Origin of the sequence: Clostridium sp. LS (assembly GCF_002760435.1) — a bacterium.
GTDB lineage: Bacteria > Bacillota > Clostridia > Clostridiales > Clostridiaceae > Clostridium.
This window is the reverse complement of record NZ_AUUU01000011.1, coordinates 1-20,515: the sequence shown is the minus strand read 5'-3', so window position 1 is coordinate 20,515 and position 20,515 is coordinate 1. Positions and strand designations below refer to the sequence as shown.

The 20,515-nt window shown below is 31.5% G+C and carries 19 protein-coding genes; 16 read left to right on the top strand and 3 right to left on the bottom strand.

Annotated features, from left to right (window positions below; genetic code table 11):
- Nucleotides 1-14 precede the first annotated feature (14 nt).
- Complete coding sequence (locus COL3_RS02990; protein ID WP_008428994.1) at nucleotides 15-896, bottom strand: helix-turn-helix domain-containing protein; 882 nt, start codon at nucleotides 894-896, stop codon at nucleotides 15-17.
- Nucleotides 897-1,075: 179 nt separating this feature from the next.
- Between COL3_RS02990 and COL3_RS02985 the strand changes: the two genes are divergently transcribed.
- Complete coding sequence (locus COL3_RS02985; RefSeq protein ID WP_008428992.1) at nucleotides 1,076-2,749, top strand: alpha-glucosidase; 1,674 nt, start codon at nucleotides 1,076-1,078, stop codon at nucleotides 2,747-2,749.
- 16 nt (nucleotides 2,750-2,765) lie between these two features.
- Nucleotides 2,766-3,356, top strand: coding sequence for a DUF1349 domain-containing protein (locus COL3_RS02980; RefSeq protein WP_008428991.1), 591 nt, complete (start codon nucleotides 2,766-2,768; stop codon nucleotides 3,354-3,356).
- Nucleotides 3,357-3,837: 481 nt separating this feature from the next.
- On the opposite strand, the gene alr is transcribed toward COL3_RS02980, so the two are convergent.
- Nucleotides 3,838-5,001, bottom strand: a complete 1,164-nt coding sequence (gene alr / locus COL3_RS02975; protein ID WP_008428989.1) for an alanine racemase — start codon at nucleotides 4,999-5,001, stop codon at nucleotides 3,838-3,840.
- Between the two features lie 221 nt (nucleotides 5,002-5,222).
- Between alr and COL3_RS02970 the strand changes: the two genes are divergently transcribed.
- From COL3_RS02970 to COL3_RS02960, 3 genes are read left to right on the top strand one after another with little or no spacing between them, the layout of a single operon-like run.
- Nucleotides 5,223-5,711, top strand: a complete 489-nt coding sequence (locus tag COL3_RS02970) for an NAD(P)H-dependent oxidoreductase subunit E (RefSeq protein WP_008428987.1) — start codon at nucleotides 5,223-5,225, stop codon at nucleotides 5,709-5,711.
- On the top strand, nucleotides 5,701-7,581 hold the full coding sequence (locus tag COL3_RS02965; RefSeq protein WP_008428986.1) for an NADH-quinone oxidoreductase subunit NuoF: 1,881 nt from the start codon (nucleotides 5,701-5,703) through the stop codon (nucleotides 7,579-7,581). The genes COL3_RS02970 and COL3_RS02965 overlap by 11 nt, the downstream gene beginning before the upstream one ends.
- 19 nt (nucleotides 7,582-7,600) lie before the next feature.
- Nucleotides 7,601-9,301, top strand: coding sequence for a [FeFe] hydrogenase, group A (locus tag COL3_RS02960; protein ID WP_008428984.1), 1,701 nt, complete (start codon nucleotides 7,601-7,603; stop codon nucleotides 9,299-9,301).
- Nucleotides 9,302-9,457: 156 nt separating this feature from the next.
- On the opposite strand, the gene COL3_RS02955 is transcribed toward COL3_RS02960, so the two are convergent.
- The gene (locus tag COL3_RS02955; protein WP_008428982.1) at nucleotides 9,458-9,853 is read right to left on the bottom strand and encodes a pyridoxamine 5'-phosphate oxidase family protein; all 396 of its coding nucleotides are present in this window, start codon (nucleotides 9,851-9,853) and stop codon (nucleotides 9,458-9,460) included.
- Between the two features lie 130 nt (nucleotides 9,854-9,983).
- Here COL3_RS02955 and COL3_RS02950 point away from each other — a divergent pair, with 130 nt between their 5' ends.
- The 11 genes from COL3_RS02950 to COL3_RS02905 all read left to right on the top strand — a co-directional run bounded on the left by COL3_RS02950 (nucleotide 9,984) and on the right by COL3_RS02905 (nucleotide 20,398).
- The gene (locus COL3_RS02950; protein ID WP_008428979.1) at nucleotides 9,984-10,319 is read left to right on the top strand and encodes a helix-turn-helix domain-containing protein; all 336 of its coding nucleotides are present in this window, start codon (nucleotides 9,984-9,986) and stop codon (nucleotides 10,317-10,319) included.
- 137 nt (nucleotides 10,320-10,456) lie between these two features.
- Nucleotides 10,457-10,930, top strand: a complete 474-nt coding sequence (locus tag COL3_RS02945) for an iron dependent repressor, metal binding and dimerization domain protein (RefSeq protein WP_008428977.1) — start codon at nucleotides 10,457-10,459, stop codon at nucleotides 10,928-10,930.
- A 26-nt stretch (nucleotides 10,931-10,956) separates the two neighbouring features.
- A complete protein-coding gene (locus COL3_RS02940; protein WP_008428975.1) occupies nucleotides 10,957-11,739 on the top strand; it encodes an SDR family oxidoreductase in 783 nt (260 codons plus the stop codon).
- 172 nt (nucleotides 11,740-11,911) lie between these two features.
- Entirely contained in the window at nucleotides 11,912-13,747 is a 1,836-nt protein-coding gene (locus COL3_RS02935; protein WP_008428972.1) for an NAD(P)-binding protein, read from the top strand.
- On the top strand, nucleotides 13,741-15,501 hold the full coding sequence (locus COL3_RS02930) for an NADH-dependent [FeFe] hydrogenase, group A6 (RefSeq protein ID WP_008428970.1): 1,761 nt from the start codon (nucleotides 13,741-13,743) through the stop codon (nucleotides 15,499-15,501). Before COL3_RS02935 ends, COL3_RS02930 begins: the two co-directional genes overlap by 7 nt.
- Nucleotides 15,502-15,756: 255 nt before the next feature.
- Entirely contained in the window at nucleotides 15,757-16,260 is a 504-nt protein-coding gene (locus COL3_RS02925; RefSeq protein ID WP_008428969.1) for a MarR family transcriptional regulator, read from the top strand.
- A gap of 89 nt (nucleotides 16,261-16,349) precedes the next feature.
- On the top strand, nucleotides 16,350-16,640 hold the full coding sequence (locus COL3_RS29685; RefSeq protein ID WP_008428966.1) for an ArsA-related P-loop ATPase: 291 nt from the start codon (nucleotides 16,350-16,352) through the stop codon (nucleotides 16,638-16,640).
- The gene (locus COL3_RS02920) at nucleotides 16,627-17,514 is read left to right on the top strand and encodes an ArsA family ATPase (RefSeq protein ID WP_008428963.1); all 888 of its coding nucleotides are present in this window, start codon (nucleotides 16,627-16,629) and stop codon (nucleotides 17,512-17,514) included. Before COL3_RS29685 ends, COL3_RS02920 begins: the two co-directional genes overlap by 14 nt.
- 11 nt (nucleotides 17,515-17,525) lie before the next feature.
- Complete coding sequence (locus COL3_RS02915) at nucleotides 17,526-17,759, top strand: hypothetical protein (RefSeq protein ID WP_008428962.1); 234 nt, start codon at nucleotides 17,526-17,528, stop codon at nucleotides 17,757-17,759.
- 16 nt (nucleotides 17,760-17,775) lie between these two features.
- Nucleotides 17,776-18,945 (top strand): ArsA family ATPase, encoded by a 1,170-nt coding sequence (locus COL3_RS02910; protein ID WP_008428960.1) that lies wholly within the window; start codon nucleotides 17,776-17,778, stop codon nucleotides 18,943-18,945.
- 76 nt (nucleotides 18,946-19,021) lie between these two features.
- Nucleotides 19,022-20,398, top strand: coding sequence for an aldehyde dehydrogenase (locus tag COL3_RS02905; RefSeq protein WP_099716550.1), 1,377 nt, complete (start codon nucleotides 19,022-19,024; stop codon nucleotides 20,396-20,398).
- Nucleotides 20,399-20,515: the final 117 nt, after the last annotated feature.

Here is a 20,515-nt window from a genome sequence, read left to right as displayed (position 1 = left end):
TAACCACTACAAAACTAAATTTTATTTGCTATTCTGAATTCTTTTGGTGTAATTTTAAATTTTTCTTTGAAGAGTTTATTAAAATAGGATACACTATTAAAACCTGTTTCAAAAGAAATTTCAGTTATTGATTTATCAGTTGTGTTTAAAAGCTTTGAAGCTATATCTAATCTATATACATTAATATATTCAGTACAAGTAATGCCTAAATTTTTCTTGAAAAACTTCATGAAGTAATATTGACTTAAGTTGCAGGTATTGGCGATATCAGTAATAGGAAGATCATGCATATAGTTTTCATGTATATAATTTAAGGTAGTTTTGATTTTTTCTGTAGCTTCATTAGTTAATGAAGCATTCTTTTTCTGTAATACTAGATTATTCTCATAGAGAAGCGAAAAGAAATAAAATAGCAGGGATTTTATCCTTAACTCAAAAGCAGGTTTTTTTGCATTGAAACAGTCGACAATATCCTGGGTGGAATTAATTATTTCAGAATATCCACTATTACTTTCATCTATCAATAAAGGCAATTGATGTTCATTATTAAATATTGGAGCAAAATATTTAATTAAACAACCATCTGTAATGGAACTGTTTAGCATACCTAAATTAAAAACCATAACATTCCAAGTGCAATACATATCATCTACTGGATATATGGAATGTAGAGAAAAGGGCTTTATTATTAAAATATCCCCTTCCTTTAAAAAATAAGAATCTAAATCCACCTTAAATTCAGCAGTTCCTTTTTCAACAATTATAATTTCTATTTCTTCATGCCAATGAGTTACGATAGAATGTGATACATTATCATTAATTTGACAGTGGTATACCGAAAAAGGCAAAATAAAATTACCGTGTATTCTATCTTCTTTTAAATCTAAAATATTCAATCTTATCACCTCGAAAGAACAGTATTTTTATATTAATCAACTAAATATTACAAGTAATTATTGTATTACTAATTTATAATAGCATTATATTAATACTATTAGAACATTAATATATGAAATGTTTTATGTTTAGAAATTATTACAATACTATAAATAGTGATAAGTTTTGGAGGAAAATTATGAGTTGTTGGCAAAGAGAAGTGGTAGCCTATCAAATATACCCAAGGAGCTTTAAAGATTCTAATGGGGATGGAATTGGAGATTTGAGAGGTGTAATTGAGAAATTAGATTACTTAAAAGATTTAGGCATTGATTTAATTTGGATGAGTCCAATATATAAGTCGCCAAATGATGATAATGGATATGACATTAGTGATTATAAAGACATTCTCGCAGAATTTGGCACCATGGAGGATTTTGATAATTTACTTAGAGAAGTCCATAAACGTGGAATGCGTCTAATTATGGATTTAGTTATAAATCATACATCTGATGAACATCCATGGTTTATTGAAGCTAAAAGTTCTAAAGATAATGAGAAAAGAGATTGGTATATCTGGAGAAAAGGGAAAAAATCTGTAGATGGAAAGTCTGATGAGCCTAACAATTGGGCAAGCATTTTTGGAGGATCAGCTTGGGAATATGATTCTAGTAGCGATGAGTATTATTTACATTTGTTTAGCAAAAAGATGCCTGATCTCAATTGGGAAAACGAAGGTTTAAGAAATGCTCTTTATGATATGATTAATTGGTGGCTTGATAAAGGCATAGATGGATTCCGTGTTGATGCTATTAGTCATATTAAAAAATATGATTATGATGATATGCCAAATCCAGATAATTTAAAATACGTTCAATCCTTTGATAAACATATGAAGCAGCCTGGTATAGAATTATTACTCAAGGATTTAAAAGAGAACACTTTTGATAAATTTGATGTATTTACAATAGCTGAAGCAAGTGGAGTAAGTGTAGAGGATTTAGAAGAATGGGCTGGGAACGAGAATGGTAAATTCTCCATGATATTTCAATTTGAGCACATGCATTTATGGAATATGGATAGTACAGAAAAATCTCCGCTGCCATATATTAAGAAAACATTATCTAGGTGGCAGGATGCTATATATAAAGATGGATGGATTGCATTATTTTTTGAAAATCATGATTTAACAAGAAGTGTATCTAAATTTGGTAATGACAAAGAATATTGGAAAGAAAGTGCTAAAGCACTGGCATTAATGTATTTTATGCAGATGGGAACACCATTTATTTATCAAGGTCAAGAAATTGGAATGACTAATGCTGATTATAGCAGTATAGATGATTTTGATGATGTAGCAACAATTCACAATTATAAAGAAAAAGTTGAGCATGGAATGTCTGAAGAAGAAGCTTTTAAAATTATAAAAGAAACCACAAGAGATAATTCAAGAACACCAATGCAATGGAATAGTACAGAAAATGGTGGATTTACTAATGGAATTCCGTGGATGAAAGTTAATAATAATCATAAAGTAATCAATGTTGAAGATGAATTAAAGGATGAAGACTCTATTCTCAATTTTTATAAAAGAATGATTAAAATTAGAAAAGAAAATAAAGCATTAATATACGGAAAATATATGCTTATTCTAGAAGATCATGATAAAATATATTCATATACAAGAGAATTAAATGATGAAAGATACATTATAATTACAAATATATCTGATGAAAATGTAGAATTTATTTATGGTAAAGAAAAATTAAATTATGAAGGCTTAGTTCTTTCAAATTATAAAGTTAATAAACATAAAGAGATATCAGAATTTGTGTTAAGACCATTTGAGGCAAGATTGTACAAACTAAATTGATTATGGAGGAATAAAAATGTTTAGTTTCGATTATAAAAAGGCTTTTTGGATTTATGAACCTAAAAAATATGAAGCTAAGGATAAGGAAATTACTATTACTACGGAGCCAAACACTGATTTTTGGCAAAGAACTTACTATGGATTTAGAAATGATAATGCTCCAGCGTTACTAATGAAAACTGAAGAAAAATATTTTTCCTTCACAGTAAGAACCGATTTTAATAGCAAGAAACAATTTGATCAATGTGGAGTTATAATCTACCAAAACAGCGATAATTGGTTTAAGGCATCTATAGAATATGAAAATGAAGAATATCAAAGATTGGGAAGTGTAGTAACTAATAATGGATTTTCAGATTGGGCTACAACAGACATTGATGGAAACATTAAATCAATGTTCTACAGATTGAGCCGCAGAGAAAGTGATTTTTGCATTGAAAGCTCGATTGATGGAAAAACATTTAAACAAATGAGGATTTTTCACCTATTCCAAGGGGATAAGGAAATAAACTTTGGACTATATGCCTGCAGTCCTTCAGATTCCTCATTCGAGGCAAAATTTTCTCAAATAAACATAACAGAGTGTCTGTGGGAAGAGCATAAATAAATTTTACTGATACAAAATTTTTTAAAATCGACGTATGTCTAAGTCTAAATTCAAAGTTATTTATTTATCTTAAAGTTATATTATTATATACCTTACCCGAAAGAGAGAATACTCTTTTGTGCAGTGTTACATTTCTTTTAACAAGTTATTAAAAGAAATTTATACTGGCACTAATTTTGGAGAATTATTCATTCTTAGTTATTAGATATATATTCAGCAATTAATAAAGCTTAAGCTTGAATCTAAACAGAGAAATTAGGTACATGTGTATGAAATAGACATTTGAAATAAGCTGTTGAATGTACTTAATAGGTGGTTGTTCCATTTTTACTTGTCCAACGAATAGTTGGAGCAAGTAGGAATGGGTGCAACCACCTATTTAGTACATTCCAGCGAAATTTTCATAGTTCTATGGAATACACATGTACCTAATCTCGTTAGATACACGCTTAAGAGCTATTTACTTGCTGAATTTCTATAGCTAAAGGTAATTTCGGACTGTAACTATTTTTCCGTTTTTTGTGTAGACTCTAGGGATTCTGTATTTAAGCATACATAGGATTTCGTAATTAATTGTTCCCATTATTTCTGCAAAATCATCTGCATTAAATTTTAGATTTACTTGTTCACCAAGAATTATTACTTCATCCCCAACTTTAATATCTCCATTGATGTCTGTAACATCTATCATGCATTGGTCCATGCATATTCTTCCGACTACAGGGGCAAATTGTCCGTTAATAATTACTTTGGCACCTTTTGCTAAAAGTCTAGAATACCCATCTGCATAGCCTATAGGAAGAGTTGCAATTAAACTTTTACGCTCAGTTTTAAAGGTTCTTCCATAACTTACATACATGCCTTCATCCATCTCTTGCACACGAGTTATCATTGCTTTTAAGGTTAACGCAGGTTTTAAAGAAAGATTTTCCTTCTTTACTTCATTTGATGGATAGTATCCATAAAGTATTATCCCGGCTCTTACTGCATCTAAATATGTTTCTGGCATATCCATTATTGCACCACTATTAGATACATGCTTTAAAGGAATTTCAATGTTAAGTTCTGAAAGCTTTTCAATGAAATCAGTAAATTTTTTAAATTGTTCATAAGTGTATTCTTTATCCTCTTCATCAGAAGTGGAAAAGTGTGTAAATATGCCGAGTACGTCTAAGCCTTCTAAAGAGCATATTTCCGAAACTTCTTTAAGAGACTTTTCATTAGGAAGAAAACCTATTCGCCCCATACCTGTATCAAGTGCAATATGAATTTTTGCTTTTTTATTAAGACATAAAGCTATTTTTGATAATTCTTTTGCATAATCCAGGTCATAAACTGTCTGCTCTAAATCATATTTTATTAATTCTTCAGCTAAATCTATTGGAGTAAAGCCAAGAATCATAATAGGAGCATTAATACTCGCAGTTCTAAGTTCAATCCCCTCGGTTAATACAGCAACTGCAAGGTGAGTTGCTCCATTTTCAAGTAAGGTTGGAACCACATCTAAACATCCATGTCCGTAGCAGTCAGCTTTTACAACTGCAATTACTTCTTTATCTTTAACTAAATTCTTTATATTTTTCATATTATAAGCCATAGCATCTAAATCAATTTCTGCATACACGGATCTAAGTATTTTATCCATAATATCTATTCCTCACAATTATTATTTAAATTTAAAATCATGCTTTTATAGTATGTTAAAAGCTTCAACACACAATCCTTTATTATTAAGATTATGTGAATAATAAAGAATTCCTGCAATATATATACAATATAGCCAATTTGTCGTGATAAAGAAAGAACCACTAACCATAGAATTTGAATATATAGTGGCTTTAAATAATATAGGATGGTGAAAAAATTATGTTAAATCAAGAAGAAATAAAAAAACTAGATGATATTTTAATTTCTAATGATTATAACAAAACATTAATTATTACTATTATGCAGGAGGTTCAAAAGGAGTATAGGTACTTACCAAGAGAGGCATTATGTTATATTTCAGATAAGCTTAATATAAGTGAAGCTAAAGTATACAGCGTAGCCACTTTTTATGAAAATTTTTCTTTAGAACCAAAAGGAAAATATGTAATAAAGATATGCGATGGAACTGCTTGTCATGTAAGAAAATCAGTCCCAATATTGAATGAATTCAGGAATGAACTTGGTCTTTCAGAAACTAAAGCCACAACTGATGATATGATTTTTACAGTAGAAACAGTATCTTGTTTAGGCGCATGTGGACTCGCACCAGTTTGTACAGTAAATGATGCTGTGTATCCAGCAATGACACCTGATAAAGCGAAGAATTTAATTAAGCAGTTAAGGGAGGAAATGGTTAATGAGAATTAATACAAGAGAGGAACTGGAGGATGCAAGGATACAATTTAAGACAGCTTTAGATAGGCAATACAAAAAAATATTAGTATGTGCAGGGACAGGGTGTGTAGCAGGAGGTTCTTTAGATATTTATGAAAGACTTCATAAAATAATACAAGAAAGAGGACTTAACGTAACATTAGAGCTTCAAGAAGAACCACATGGTGACATAATAGGTTTGAAGAAAAGTGGATGCCATGGCTTTTGTGAAATGGGCCCCTTGTTAAGAATTGAACCTGCAGGGCTTTTATATATTAAGGTAAAAATTAATGACTGCGAGGAAATTATTGAAAAAAGTATTATTGGAAGCGAAGTAATAGATCGTTTGTGTTACTTAGAAAATAATAGATATTATAGCAGGCAGGATGAAATTCCTTTTTATGAAAAGCAAACTCGAGTGGCTTTAGAAAATTGCGGTCATATTAATGCAGAATCAATTGAGGAATACTTAGCTGTTGGGGGATACAGTGCTGTTAGCAAGGCACTTTTTGATATGACTTCTGAAGAAATTGTAAATGAAATTTCAGAATCCTACCTTAGAGGAAGAGGAGGAGGTGGATTTCCAACAGGTAAAAAGTGGGGTCAAGTACTGAAACAAGAAGAACCTGAAAAATATATTGTATGCAATGGTGATGAAGGTGATCCTGGAGCATTTATGGATAGGAGCATGATGGAAGGAAATCCCCATGGAGTAATAGAAGGAATGATTATTGCTGGAGCTGCAACTAAAGCACATAACGGATATATCTATGTGCGCGCAGAATATCCCCTTGCAGTTAAAAGGCTCAGAAAGGCTATTGAGCAGGCTGAAAAGAAGGGACTTTTAGGAAAAAATATATTAAATTCTGGTTTTGATTTTGATCTTCACATAAACCAAGGAGCAGGAGCTTTTGTATGTGGTGAGGGTAGTGCCCTTACAGCTTCTATTGAAGGAAATCGAGGGATGCCAAGAGTTAAACCTCCAAGGACAGTAGAGCAAGGCTTGTTTAATAGACCTACAGTCTTAAATAATGTTGAAACCTTTTGTAATGTTCCCCAGATAATTAACAAAGGTGCAAAATGGTATAAGACTATGGGAACTGAAAAAAACTATGGTACAAAAGCATTTGCACTTACTGGAAATGTTAATAATACAGGGCTTATAGAGGTTCCTATGGGAACAACTTTAAGAAAAGTTATCTTTGATATTGGAGGCGGAATTAAGGACGGAAATTTTAAAGCAGTTCAAATTGGAGGTCCATCTGGCGGGTGTCTTTGTCTTCATGAAAATCACCTAGATTTGACTTTGGATTTTGATTCCTTAAAAAAGGTTGGAGCTATGATAGGCAGCGGTGGCCTAGTAGTAATGAATGACAAGAATTGCATGGTGGAAATGGCACGTTTCTTTATGAATTTTACTCAAAATGAATCCTGTGGGAAATGTATACCTTGCAGAGAGGGAACAAAGCGAATGCTAGAACTGCTTAATGACATTGTAGAAGGAAAAGGTACATTAGAACACATAGAAATCCTTGAAGAATTATCTGAAACTATTTCAGATACCGCCCTTTGTGGACTTGGAAAAAGTGCTGCATTTCCAGTTGTAAGTACTTTGAAGTATTTTAGAGAGGAATATATTACACATGTCATAGATAAGAAATGCCCAGGCGGTGTATGTAAAGCATTAATATCATATGAAATCAATAAAGACAGATGCAGGGGATGCTCAAAGTGCGCTAGAATGTGTCCTGTAAGGGCTATTTCGGGGGAAATAAGGAAACCTTATACTATTGATAAATCAAAATGCATAAAATGCGGTGACTGCATTAAGAATTGTGCATTTAACGCAGTTCAACTGAATTAAAGAAAGGATGGTAAAAACTATGTCCAAGTATATGATTATCGATGGTGAAAGGATAGAGTTTGATAAAGAAAAGAATATTTTAGATTTAGTAAGAAAAGCTGGCATTGAGCTGCCTACCTTGTGCTATTATTCAGATTTATCAGTATATGGTGCTTGTAGAATGTGTGTTGTTGAAGATGAAAAAGGGGGAATTATAGCCTCCTGCTCAACACCGCCAAGGGACAAGATGTCAATTAAGACTAACACTCCTAAACTTCATAATCACCGTGCTATGATTCTTGAATTATTACTAGCAGCCCACTGCAGGGATTGTACAATATGTGAAAAAAATAATAAGTGTAAGCTTCAAAAATTAGCGTTACGCTTTGGCTTAAATAATATTCGTTTTAAAAATACTAGTACTAAAGCACCTTTAGATACCTCATCAAAAGCAATTGTTCGTGATCCTAACAAATGTATATTGTGTGGTGACTGCGTTAGGGTGTGCAGCGAAATACAAAATGTAGGAGCTATTGATTTTGCATTTAGGGGCTCAAATATGATTGTAAGCCCAGCCTTTGGAAAAAGTTTGGGAGAGACAAACTGTGTAAATTGTGGGCAGTGTGCTACAGTTTGTCCTACAGGAGCAATTATTGTAAAGAGTGATCTTAGGAATGTTTGGAAAGCTATATATAACCGAAGACAAAGAGTTGTGGCACAAGTAGCACCAGCTGTACGAATTGCAGTTGGTGAAGAGTTTGGAATTAAAGCAGGTCAAAATGTAATGGGAAAAATCGCTGCAGCAATGAGAAGACTAGGTTTTGATGAAATTTATGATACATCTGTAGGTGCTGATTTGACAGTTATAGAGGAAACAAAAGAATTTTTGGAGAAATTGGGATGTGAAAATAATAAAATCCCTCTCTTTACTTCATGCTGTCCAGCATGGATAAGATATGCAGAGACAAAACATCCAGAACTTATGCCATATGTATCTAGCTGTAAATCTCCAATGGAGATGTTTGGTGCCGTTATTAAAGAGTATTATAAGGAAAGAGATGCATCAGAGGATAAAGAAACTATATCTGTAGCAGTTATGCCATGTACGGCAAAGAAATCGGAGGCAGCTAGGGAGGAATTTATAAGAAATGGTGTTAGGGATGTTGATTATGTTATTACAACAACAGAGCTATGTGATATGATCAAGGAAATCGGCATAAAATTTGATGAAATAGAAGCAGAATCTTCAGATGTGCCATTTTCGTTGTATTCGGGTGCAGGCGTTATTTTTGGAGTAAGTGGAGGGGTAACAGAAGCGGTTATCAGAAGTATAGCTGAGAATAAGACTCCAAAAGGATTAAAAGAAATAGAGTTTATAGGAGCACGGGGCATAGATGGAATAAAAGTATGTGAAGTTCCTGTAGCTGAGAATATCATCAGAATAGGAATAGTCAGCGGCCTTAGTAATGCTGAGAAATTAATTGAAAGAATAAACAGCGGGAAAGAACATTTTGATTTTATAGAAGTTATGGCATGTCCTGGTGGATGTATTTGTGGTGCAGGACAACCGTTTTGTCTAACTGAAGATAAGAATGAAAGGGCAAAAGGATTATATAAGGTGGATAAGGTTGCACAAATTAAACGAAGTGAAGAAAACCCAATGATTACAGCTTTATACGACAGATTACTAAAAGGACGTTCAAAAGAACTATTACATGTTCACTACAATTGTAAGGAATAGCAAAGGTATCATAGGGCTGTAAATTAGAGAGCAGAAATCTGAATATATTCCATGTAAATAAATTATCATACGAAATTATTTATTTTCATGTGCCTAAAAGGAAAGTTATACTTCAATTATACAGAAGTATAGCTTTCTTTGGATTTTTGGAATTAATTATAACTGAATTGTTTTTGAACCACTAGTAAATGAACTAAATGTTGCAACAGCATTATCAAGATAAAATACTTCAAAAACATTATCGTCTAAACTATATAGTCTTTTTAAAGATGGAACTGCTTCTAACATAGCAGCTTTAACTTCAGTACGGGAATCTACAACAGCTTTTCCATTTAAACGAATCCATTCACCCTTAGGAGATGTTGTGGAAATCTCAACTTTAGGGTTTTCAGTTATTTGTTTAAAAACGGGCTTAGAATTATTTGTTGCAAAATATAATTTGTCTTCATATTTTATTACTGCGCCAAAAGGACGAACTCTTGGTTGGTCACCATCCATAGTTGCAAGGTAAAAAGTAGGGTTATTAAGTAAAAATTCTAATACTTCATTCATTGTAATTGCTCCTTTTATTTTAGTATGATATTATTTACGTGTACATAAATAATAGGTTATTATACCGATTATTTCAAGTAGAATTATTTTCGATACATAGTATCTTTTTAATACAAAGGAGTGTTTATACGTGGAAGAAAAATATGAGTTATTTGGGAAGTGTCCCTTTGTGACAGCACAAAAAATTATTGCTGGAAAATGGGCGGTAATAATTTTACATAATTTGAGTTCAAAAACACTGAGATTTGGAGAACTCCAGAGATTAATACCAGAATTGAAACAAGCCACCCTTACAAAGCAGCTTAGGAGTCTAGAAGAATATGGACTTATAAACCGCCATGTGTACGCAGAAGTTCCTCCTAAGGTAGAGTATTCTTTAACTGGTATAGGACGAGAATTTAAAATAGTATTAGACAGTATCTCTATTTGGGGAGAAAAATATATTGAGCATATGAAACAAAATTAAAATATTATTAATTAGCAATCATATTCATTTGGATTTTTGTGTATAATTAATAAATTAATATTAAATTTTTTATAAGCTGATTATTATGAAAATAAAATTTATGAGGAAATAAAAGTATATTATTGGTGGTGAATTATATGGAAAAGAATTTCCATACTGTAAGGGGTTATGAAAATATAAATTTATCTAGAAAAGTGCTTACCTCAGCCATGGAAGACTATCTAGAAATGATTTATAGATGTAGTATGAAGGCTGGTGTTGTTCGATTAAATAAAATAGCACAAATGTTAAATGTCCGTGATTCTTCAGCTTCTAAAATGATGAAAAAACTTGGAGAATTATCTTTTATAAAATATGAAAGGTATGGTGTAATAATACTTACAGAGGAAGGAATGAGTATTGGGAGATATCTCTTGGAGAGGCATAATATAGTAAAAAGCTTTTTGGAGAATTTGGGCTGCAAAGACGATGTGCTTCAAGAAACTGAACTTATTGAACATAATATAAGCAGTGAAACTATAGAAAATATAAATATGCTTAATTTGTTTTTTATGAATAATTCAGAAATACTAAATAAATTTAAGGAATTTAAAGAAAATAAAACTATTTAATTTCATTTAAACCGGAGGAGTAATTTATGGATAATATAGATACAGTGCTAATTACTGGTGCATCAAGTGGAATAGGCTTAGAGCTTGCTAGAATATTTGCTTCTCATAAGCATAATCTTATTTTAGTTTCAAGAAATGCTCATAAGCTAAAAGAATTAGCTTATGAACTAGAAGAGGAGCATGAATCTAAAGTTCATATAATTAGTCATGATTTATCTAAACCTGAAGCATCAAAACAAATATTTCACAAGGTAGCGGAACTGGGAGTACAAGTTGATATACTTATAAATAATGCTGGAGGGGGCTATGTAGGCTTTTTCCATGAGACTGATGCACATAAAGACCTAGAAATTATGCAGGTAAATATGATAGCTTTAACAGAAATGACAAAGATTTTTTCTAGAGAAATGATAAAAAGAAGAAAAGGAAGTATATTAAATGTAGCATCGACAGGTGCTTTTTCACCAGGTCCATTTACAGCAGTCTATTATGCTTCTAAGGCATATGTTTTATCATTATCAGAAGCTCTTAGAATAGAATTAAGGCAATATAACATAAATGTAACTACACTCTGCCCAGGTGCGACTAGAACAAACTTTGCAAAAAATGCAGGAAAAAAGGATATGCCAAATGCAATGGATGCAAAAGCTGTGGCAAGGGCAGCTTATAATGGGCTAATAAATAATAAGAAAATTGTGGTTCCAGGAGTTGAAAATAAAATATTGATTAAATTACCAAAGAAACTAGTAAGCGAAATTAACTTTAGAAATCAAAAGAGGTTAAGTCTTAATGCATATGAAAGAAAATAACAGCTCGAAATTGTTAATGTAATAAGTTATTTTGAGAATTTTCTGAAAATACAGTATAATAAAGTTATAATAGTATGTTTTTAATGAAATTTTACAATCTAATCAAAAATATAATCTAAAATATCTATTATTATTTTATAAGCATGAAAAAGCATGTAGGGAGGAGAATAAAATGAGTAGACTTCATATTGCAACCCCAGATAGAGCTCAAACTGTAGTGGAAGGTCTTTATAAAGATTTAGAACGAAGAATCATTGCCAGCCCTCCAGGATTGTGTCCAGTTGACATGGCAGCCTCATTTTTAAAATTATGTCACGCCCAAACTTGTGGAAAATGTGTTCCTTGTAGAGTGGGGCTATCACAATTAGAAAATTTACTTAATGATGTTTTAGACAGTAATGCGGAATTAGAAACTATTGATTTAATTGAGAAGACAGCAAGAGTAATTTCAGATTCTGCAGATTGTGCAATAGGATATGAAGCAGCAAATATGGTATTAAAAGGAGTTATAGGCTTTAGAAATGATTATATTGAACATATTACTAAGCATAGATGCATTTGTAATTTAGATCAGCCTGTACCTTGTGTAGCATTATGTCCAGCAGGGGTTGATATTCCTGGATATATTGCATTGATTGCAGAAGAAAGATATGCAGATGCAGTTGCACTTATTAGAAAGGACAATCCATTCCCAACTGCTTGTTCTCTTATTTGCGAACATCCTTGTGAGGCTAGATGTAGACGTAATATGATAGACGATTCCATTAATATACGTGGTTTAAAACGTTATGCTGTGGAACATGCCGGCAAAGTTTCAGTTCCGGTTTGTGCACCTGCCACAGGAAAGAAAGTTGCTGTAGTTGGTGGAGGTCCTGGCGGCTTAAGTGCAGCATATTATTTATCATTAATGGGACATCATGTTGTAATTTATGAAAAACATTCAAAGCTTGGCGGTATGCTTAGATATGGAATTCCAAGTTATAGACTTCCAAGAGAACGTTTAGATGATGATATAGATGCTATTATTTCTACGGGAGTAGAAATTAAAACGGAAGTTACTGTTGGAGATGATATTTCTATTTTAGAACTAAAAGAAAAATATGATGCAATATATATTGCAATTGGAGCACACACTGATAAAAAAATTGGTATTGAAGGAGAAGAATGTAAAGGGGTTATTTCAGCAGTTGAAATGCTTAGAGCTATAGGAAATAATAATTTCCCTGATTTTTCTGGAAAAACTGTTGCTGTAATTGGTGGCGGAAATGTGGCAATGGATGTGACTAGATCTGCTGTTCGCCTTGGAGCAAAAAAAGTATTTAATGTTTATAGACGTAGAAAGATAGACATGACAGCTTTACCTGATGAAGTAGAAGGTGCAATTGCAGAAGGATGTGAAATGCTTACGCTTCAAGCACCAATAAGAATTGAAAGAGATGAAAATGGTCAAGTATCAGCTTTATGGGTTAAACCTCAGATAATAAGTAAGATTGATAAATCTGGACGTCCAACAATAGTAGATTCTGAAGAAGAAGAAAAACGAATTCCTTGTGATGTTCTTATTATAGCAATTGGACAAGGCATAGAATCACAACATTTTGCTCAAAATGGTGTACCAGTAAAGAGAGGTATAATTGAAGCCTTAAGTTCTAGCGGAATTGAAAATGTTCCTGGAATATTTGCAGGAGGGGATTGCGTAACTGGGCCAGCTACTGTTATTAGAGCAATTGCAGCCGGAAAAGTTGCTGCTGCAAATATTGATGACTATCTCGGATATAATCATATAATCAGCACAGATATTAATATTCCAAGTGCAAGATTAGATGATAGACCAGCTTGTGGAAGAGTTAATATGTTAGAACGTGATGCTATGGAGCGTAAAAATGATTTTGACCTCATCGAATGTGGAATGACACCTGCAGAAGCAAAGCAAGAATCCTTTAGATGTCTCAGATGTGATCATTTTGGTTATGGTGTATTTAAAGGGGGGAGGATTAAAAAATGGTAAACTTAAAAATAAACAATACATTAATAGAAATAAAAGAAGGTACTACTATTTTGGATGCTGCCAAAAGTGCTGGAATCCATATTCCCAGCTTATGCTATCTTAAAGGTATAAATGAAATAGGTGCATGTCGTGTTTGTGTGGTTGAGGTAAAAGGAAAAGATAAGCTGCTTCCAGCTTGTAACAATATGGTTGAAGAAGGAATGGAGATATTTACAAATAGTCCAAGAGTTAGAGAAACCCGCAAAACTAATGTAGAACTTATTTTATCACAACATGACTGCCAATGTGCAACTTGTGTGAGAAGTGGTAATTGCAACTTACAAAAGCTTGCTAATGACTTAGGGATAATAAAAATTAATTATAAAAAAAATGTTGAACATTATTTATGGAATGATAAGTTCCCACTAATAAGAGATGCTGGAAAATGTATAAAGTGTATGAGATGTGTTCAAGTTTGCGATAAAATACAGAATCTTAATATTTGGGATGTTGCAAATACTGGCTCAAGAACTACTATAGATATTTCATTTAATAGAGTAATTGAAAATTCAGATTGTGCTTTATGTGGGCAATGTATAACTCATTGTCCTGTAGGAGCATTAAGAGAAAGAGATGATACTCAAAAAGCATTTGATGCCCTTGCTGACTCAGATAAAATTACTGTAGTGCAAATTGCACCTGCTGTAAGAGCTGCATGGGGAGAATCTTTTGGGTTAACTCGTGAAGAAGCAACAGTTGAAAGGCTTGTTGCAGCACTAAGAAAGATTGGATTTAACTATATCTTTGATACAAATTTCAGTGCTGATCTTACAATTATGGAGGAAGGCAGTGAGTTTTTAGAAAAAATAAATAATAAAGAAAACAATGTATTTCCTATGTTTACATCTTGTTGTCCAGGCTGGGTACGTTTCTTAAAGTCTCAATATCCTGATATGGTAAATCAGCTTTCCACAGCAAAGTCACCACAACAGATGTTTGGTGCAGTTGCAAAGACTTATTATGCTAAAATTTTAAATGTAAATCCATCAAATATTTTTTGTGTTTCAATAATGCCATGTATTGCAAAAAAACATGAATCAGAAATTTCAGTAATGAATGATGCTGGTGCAGGTCAAGATGTAGATTTAGTTCTTACAACTCGTGAAATTGATAGAATGATAAGAGCAGAGCATATTATTCCCCAAAATTTAAAAGAAGAAGCCTTTGATATGCCTCTTGGAGTTGGTTCTGGTGCGGGAGTGATTTTTGGTGCTACAGGAGGAGTTATGGAAGCAGCATTAAGATCAGCATATTTTTTAACTACAGGCACGAATCCTGATCCTGATGCATTTAAAGAAATACGAGGAATGAATGGCTGGAGGGAAGCGACCTTTGAAATCAAGGGAATATCTATAAAAGTTGCAATAGTAAGTGGACTTGGAAATACGCGAAGACTAATTAAAGAAATTAGAAAAGGAAAGGTTAGCTATGATTTTGTAGAAGTTATGGCATGTCCAGGAGGATGTTCTGGTGGCGGAGGTCAACCAATAAAAGATGGAGCTGAACTTGCTGAGGTTCGTGCTTATAATTTATATGAGCTTGATAAAAAATCTACTCTTAGATTTTCTCATGAAAATCCATCTGTTTTAAAACTTTATGAAGATTTTATGGAAAGACCGTTATCACATAAGGCACATAAATTACTACATACTGATCATATGGAATGGTATATGCCTATTTCCCCAAGAATAGGATTAGATGATGATCAAGAATAGAAAAGTAGTAAAACATCAAAATAAATAAAATATAAAGATCAAGTAAAATCACTCAGTTCTTAAGATATTGAGTGATTTTATTGCATTCTTGGATTCTATTTACTCGAAATATAATTACTCTTTAACGTTGATTTATTTGAAACATAGCCTTTCGTTAAATTTAAGTTTAGGAGAGGAAAAACTATTGACAAAAATATACTTCGAGAATAGAATGAAAATATACTTCGATAAGAGAATTATTTAAAGGAGAATTATATGACAGCAATTGATGAGGATTTTAATATTGAAAATATTATTTTTAAATGTATAGATGAATTTAAAGTTTTATTTTTTCCTGATAAGTGGAGCAGTGTTTTCTTAGATTATTCTAAAAATGAAATCCTAGCAATGCTGCTTATTTATAGAAAAAATAAGGTTAATATGAGTGAAGTTGCTGAATATATTAATGCTCCTTTAAACACAGCTACTGGTGTGATAAGCAGATTAGAAAAAAAGAATATTGCTGAAAGAACAAGAGATAATGAAGATAAGAGAGTAGTAATGATTACGTTAACTGAAAATGGCAGGGAATTTATTTTAGAAGAAAAAAAGCAAATAGAATATTATTTTAAAGAAGTATATAAGTCCTTAACCAAAGAAGAAATAAATGCTGCAATGAGCATAGTTAATAAAGTAGTTACTGTTTTAAAAGCAGGTAGTCAAAAGAAAATGCAAGAGGAAAAGGTAGTTAAAAAAATTAGAAGAATAACTATTGAATAGTGAAATTTATAGGTGGCTTTTGCCACTTTAAATACAATAAATACTTCGAGCAAAGAACTAATCTTAAAGCGAATAAAAGGAGGATTGCTATGGGCAGGATTATTATTTTTACTGGAAAAGGTGGAGTGGGAAAAACAAGCACAGCAGCAGCACATGCACTAAAGGCAGCTAACGAAGGGATGAAAACATTGATTGTAAGTACAGATATGGCTCATAATTTAAGTGATTTATTTAATAAACAAATAAAAGAGGAGCCAATAGAAGTTATAAACAATCTCTATGCCTTAGAAATAGATCCAAATCATGAAATGAATAAACATTATGGCTCTATATCAAAAGCTCTTAAAAATATGTTTCCTAAAATAAGTGGAAAATGCTGAAAGTTTAGAAGATATAGTTGTATTTCCAGGAATAGAGGAATTATTTTCATTAATTAAGATTCAGGAGCTTTATGAAGATGGAGTATATGATTTAATTATTGTTGATTGTGCTCCAACAGGAGAAACAGTAGCTTTATTGAAATTTCCAGAACTTTTTTCTTGGTATATGGAAAAATTATTCCCAATAGAAAAAGTAGCATTGAAAGTATTAAGACCAATTTCTAAGAGTGCTTTTAAGCTAGAAATGCCAAGTGAAGTGGCCATGAATGATATTGAAAAATTATATGTTAAGCTAGGAAATTTACAAGAACTTTTAAAGAATAAAGAAATCTGCAGCATCAGGCTTGTTACTATTCCAGAAAAAATGGTCGTAGAAGAAAGTAAAAGAAATTATATGTATTTAAATTTATATAATTTTAATGTTGATGGATTATATATTAATAGAATAATCCCTAAAGATATAGAAAACAATTTTTTTGATAAATGGAAACAGCTTCAAAATAACTATTTAGATGAATTAAATTCTGTATTCATTAACATACCTACTTATAAAATAAAGTGGTATGAAGCTGATATAAATGGAGTTGAGGGTTTAAGCAGAATTATAGAAGATTCACTTAGTGATGAAAATATTTTTAAAGTTTTAAAAAGAACTGTAAATGAAACCTTTGAAAAAACAGAAAAGGGTTATCGACTTGAACTATATATACCTTTTGCGGATAAGGCAAGCTTTGATTTATTAGAATCAGGTACAGATATCATTATTAAAATAGGTAATTTTAAGAGGAATATCCCTATACCTAACACAATAAGAAAATATAAAATTTCATCAGCAAAGCTTGAAAATGAAAAGCTAAGTATTATTTTTGAATAGGAGTGGTTTTAATGAATAAGGAATTTATTAAAAAAATGCTTAAAGCTAAAAGATTTGAATACGAAGCAATAAAAGAAATAATTCCAGATAAAATTAGAGATAGAATAGATTGTTTTGAGAAGGAAGCAATAAGCATTATAAGAGATATAGGCTTTGAAATGATAAAAGAGGATATTAAGGATAAAGAAGAAAAAAATAATGCGGATAATAAAAGCACTAAAAAAATTAATATAGATTTTAATTAAGTGAGGAGGAGAAAATGTGAGAATAATACTATATACAGGAAAAGGTGGCGTCGGAAAAACTAGCATAGCTGCTGCCACTGCATGCAAAATAGCAAGTGAAGGAAAAAAAGTATTAGTTATGAGTACAGATCAAGCCCATAGCTTAAGTGATTCCTTTGATATAAAATTAAGCAATGAGCCGGTTGAGATAGCTCATAATCTTTATGGTATGGAAATAGATACTATTATAGAAAATGAAAAAGTATGGGGAAACTTAAAAGGATATATTGAAAAACTCATGATGTTAAATTCGAAGGAAAATATAGAAAGTGAAGAATTATTGGTATTCCCAGGGTTTGAAGAGTTATTATCGTTAATTAAAATAAAGGAAATTCATGATAAAAATGAATATGATGTGTTAATAGTGGATTGTGCCCCAACAGGCGAAACAATGTCACTACTTAAATTTCCAGAGTTATTTAAGTGGTGGATGGAAAAAATATTCCCTATTAAAAGAAAAGGAGCTAAAATTGTAAAACCAATTATTGAAGCTGCTACTAAAATACCAATACCAGATGATAATGTTTTTGATGAAATTGAAAAGTTATATTCCAAAATAGATGAATTGCACTGTCTTATGCTTAATAAAGAGATAGTTAGTATAAGAATTGTAACAACTCCAGAAAAAATTGTGGTAAAGGAGGCAAAACGAAGCTTCTCTTATCTGCACCTTTTTGATTATAATGTTGATGGATTAATAATAAACAAAATCTTCCCAGAAGAATCTTTAACTGGGTATTTTGAAAAGTGGGAAAAGATTCAAAAGGAAAGTATCCAAGAGATTATGGAAAGCTTTAAAGATATTCCTATATTTAAATTAGAATTGATGGATAATGAATTGAGAAAGTATGAAACTCTCCAAAAGACTGGTGATAAGATTTATGAAGAAATAAAACCAGAAAATGTACTCTTTAATGATAAGATATTTACAATTAGGAAGGATGGAGAGAATTATATTCTTAGTATAAACATGCCATTTGTAAATAAAGAGGAATTGGATTTATTGCAAAATGGAGATGAAATCACCATAGCAGTTAAAAATGAAAGAAGAAAATATATATTGCCAGCTAAGCTTCACGCTAAGGAAATAATAGGTGCAAAATATGAGGAGGGTAAGTTGAATATTTATTTTGGAAAAAATGTTTAATTATAAATAGAGTGTTTATACTGGTTTAATATTGAAAATAATATAGCATATATAAAGATTAACACACTTTGGAGGAATTATGCAATTTAAAGAGCTTGTATATAAACAAAAAGAGTATTTTGAGACTATGAGGCAGCTTGATGTAAACTTCAGGAAGGAAAAGTTAATAAAACTAAAAAGTATAATAAAAAATAATGAGAAAGAGATAATTAGCGCACTTAAAAAGGATTTAAATAAATCTGAATTTGAAAGTTATCTCAGTGAAATATCTATCGTATATGAAGAATTGGATCTTCATATAAAAAATATAAAAAAATGGAGCAAAAGAAAAAGAGTTAAAAGTCGTCTAATGTTTTTTCCAAGTAAAAGTTATATTGAAAAAGAGCCATATGGTACGGTTTTAATAATAGGTCCATTTAATTATCCTTTTCAATTGATTATTCTTCCACTAATAGCTGCTATATCTGCAGGAAATACAGCAATTATTAAGACTTCAGAACATGCAGTTAATACGGGAAGATTAATTGAAAGAATTATAAATGAAAATTTTGATGAATCATATCTAAGAGTAGTAGGAGTGAATGAAGGAAAAGAATGTGTTGAAGAGTTGTTAGAGCAAGAATTTGATTATATATTTTTTACAGGGAGTACAAGGGTTGGAAAAATAATAATGGAAAAGGCTTCAAGAAGATTGATTCCATTAACTTTAGAGTTAGGTGGCAAGAGTCCTTGCATTATAGATAAGGATGCAGATCTAAAAAAAGCTGCTAAAAGAATAGTTTGGGGGAAATTATTAAATGCAGGACAAACATGCATTGCTCCAGACTATCTATTTATACAAAATGAAATTAAAGATACTTTTTTAAATTTAATAGTAAAAGAAATTAAGCAGCAATATGGAGAAAATGCTAAGGAGAGTTTAGACTATCCTAGAATAATAAGTAATAATGAGGTGTGTAGATTATCTGAATACTTAAAGGATGGGAAAATATATTACGGTGGAAATTATGATAAAGAAACGTTATATTTTGAGCCGACAATTCTAACAGATGTAAAAGAAGAAGCGAGAATATTAAACGAAGAGATATTTGGGCCAATATTTCCAGTTATAACCTTTGAGAATTTAGACGAAGTAGTAAGGTATGTAAATAAAAGAATGAAACCTTTAGCTCTGTATTATTTTTCACAAGATAAAAATAATATAAAAAAGATACTTAAAGAAACATCAACAGGAGGTGTTACTATAAATGACACTATCCTCCATGCGGGAACCTCGTCTCTTCCTTTTGGAGGCGTAGGAACAAGTGGAATAGGAGCATACCATGGTAAGAAGAGCTTTGATACTTTCACTCATGAAAAAAGTGTAGTTGAGCGAGGAACATTAATTGAGTTTTCTTTTAGATTTGCTCCATTTAAGAATAAAGTTGATTATTTAAGGAAATTTATAAAATAATAAAAAGATTAGTAATAGCAAAAAGTATAAATCAACAACAATAGAAAAGGCTATAGATAAGCAACCATGCGCGTAAAGCTTAACCAGTAATCACCAAATTATAGGGGGAAGAGAGTA

Coding starts and splice junctions, on each gene's coding strand:
- COL3_RS02985 (WP_008428992.1), top strand. CDS start 1,076: ATGAGTTGTTGGCAAAGAGAAGTGGTAGCCTATCAAATATACCCAAGG.
- COL3_RS02980 (WP_008428991.1), top strand. CDS start 2,766: ATGTTTAGTTTCGATTATAAAAAGGCTTTTTGGATTTATGAACCTAAA.
- alr (WP_008428989.1), bottom strand. CDS start 5,001: ATGGATAAAATACTTAGATCCGTGTATGCAGAAATTGATTTAGATGCT.
- COL3_RS02970 (WP_008428987.1), top strand. CDS start 5,223: ATGTTAAATCAAGAAGAAATAAAAAAACTAGATGATATTTTAATTTCT.
- COL3_RS02965 (WP_008428986.1), top strand. CDS start 5,701: ATGAGAATTAATACAAGAGAGGAACTGGAGGATGCAAGGATACAATTT.
- COL3_RS02960 (WP_008428984.1), top strand. CDS start 7,601: ATGTCCAAGTATATGATTATCGATGGTGAAAGGATAGAGTTTGATAAA.
- COL3_RS02955 (WP_008428982.1), bottom strand. CDS start 9,853: ATGAATGAAGTATTAGAATTTTTACTTAATAACCCTACTTTTTACCTT.
- COL3_RS02945 (WP_008428977.1), top strand. CDS start 10,457: ATGGAAAAGAATTTCCATACTGTAAGGGGTTATGAAAATATAAATTTA.
- COL3_RS02940 (WP_008428975.1), top strand. CDS start 10,957: ATGGATAATATAGATACAGTGCTAATTACTGGTGCATCAAGTGGAATA.
- COL3_RS02935 (WP_008428972.1), top strand. CDS start 11,912: ATGAGTAGACTTCATATTGCAACCCCAGATAGAGCTCAAACTGTAGTG.
- COL3_RS02930 (WP_008428970.1), top strand. CDS start 13,741: ATGGTAAACTTAAAAATAAACAATACATTAATAGAAATAAAAGAAGGT.
- COL3_RS02925 (WP_008428969.1), top strand. CDS start 15,757: ATGACAGCAATTGATGAGGATTTTAATATTGAAAATATTATTTTTAAA.
- COL3_RS29685 (WP_008428966.1), top strand. CDS start 16,350: ATGGGCAGGATTATTATTTTTACTGGAAAAGGTGGAGTGGGAAAAACA.
- COL3_RS02915 (WP_008428962.1), top strand. CDS start 17,526: ATGAATAAGGAATTTATTAAAAAAATGCTTAAAGCTAAAAGATTTGAA.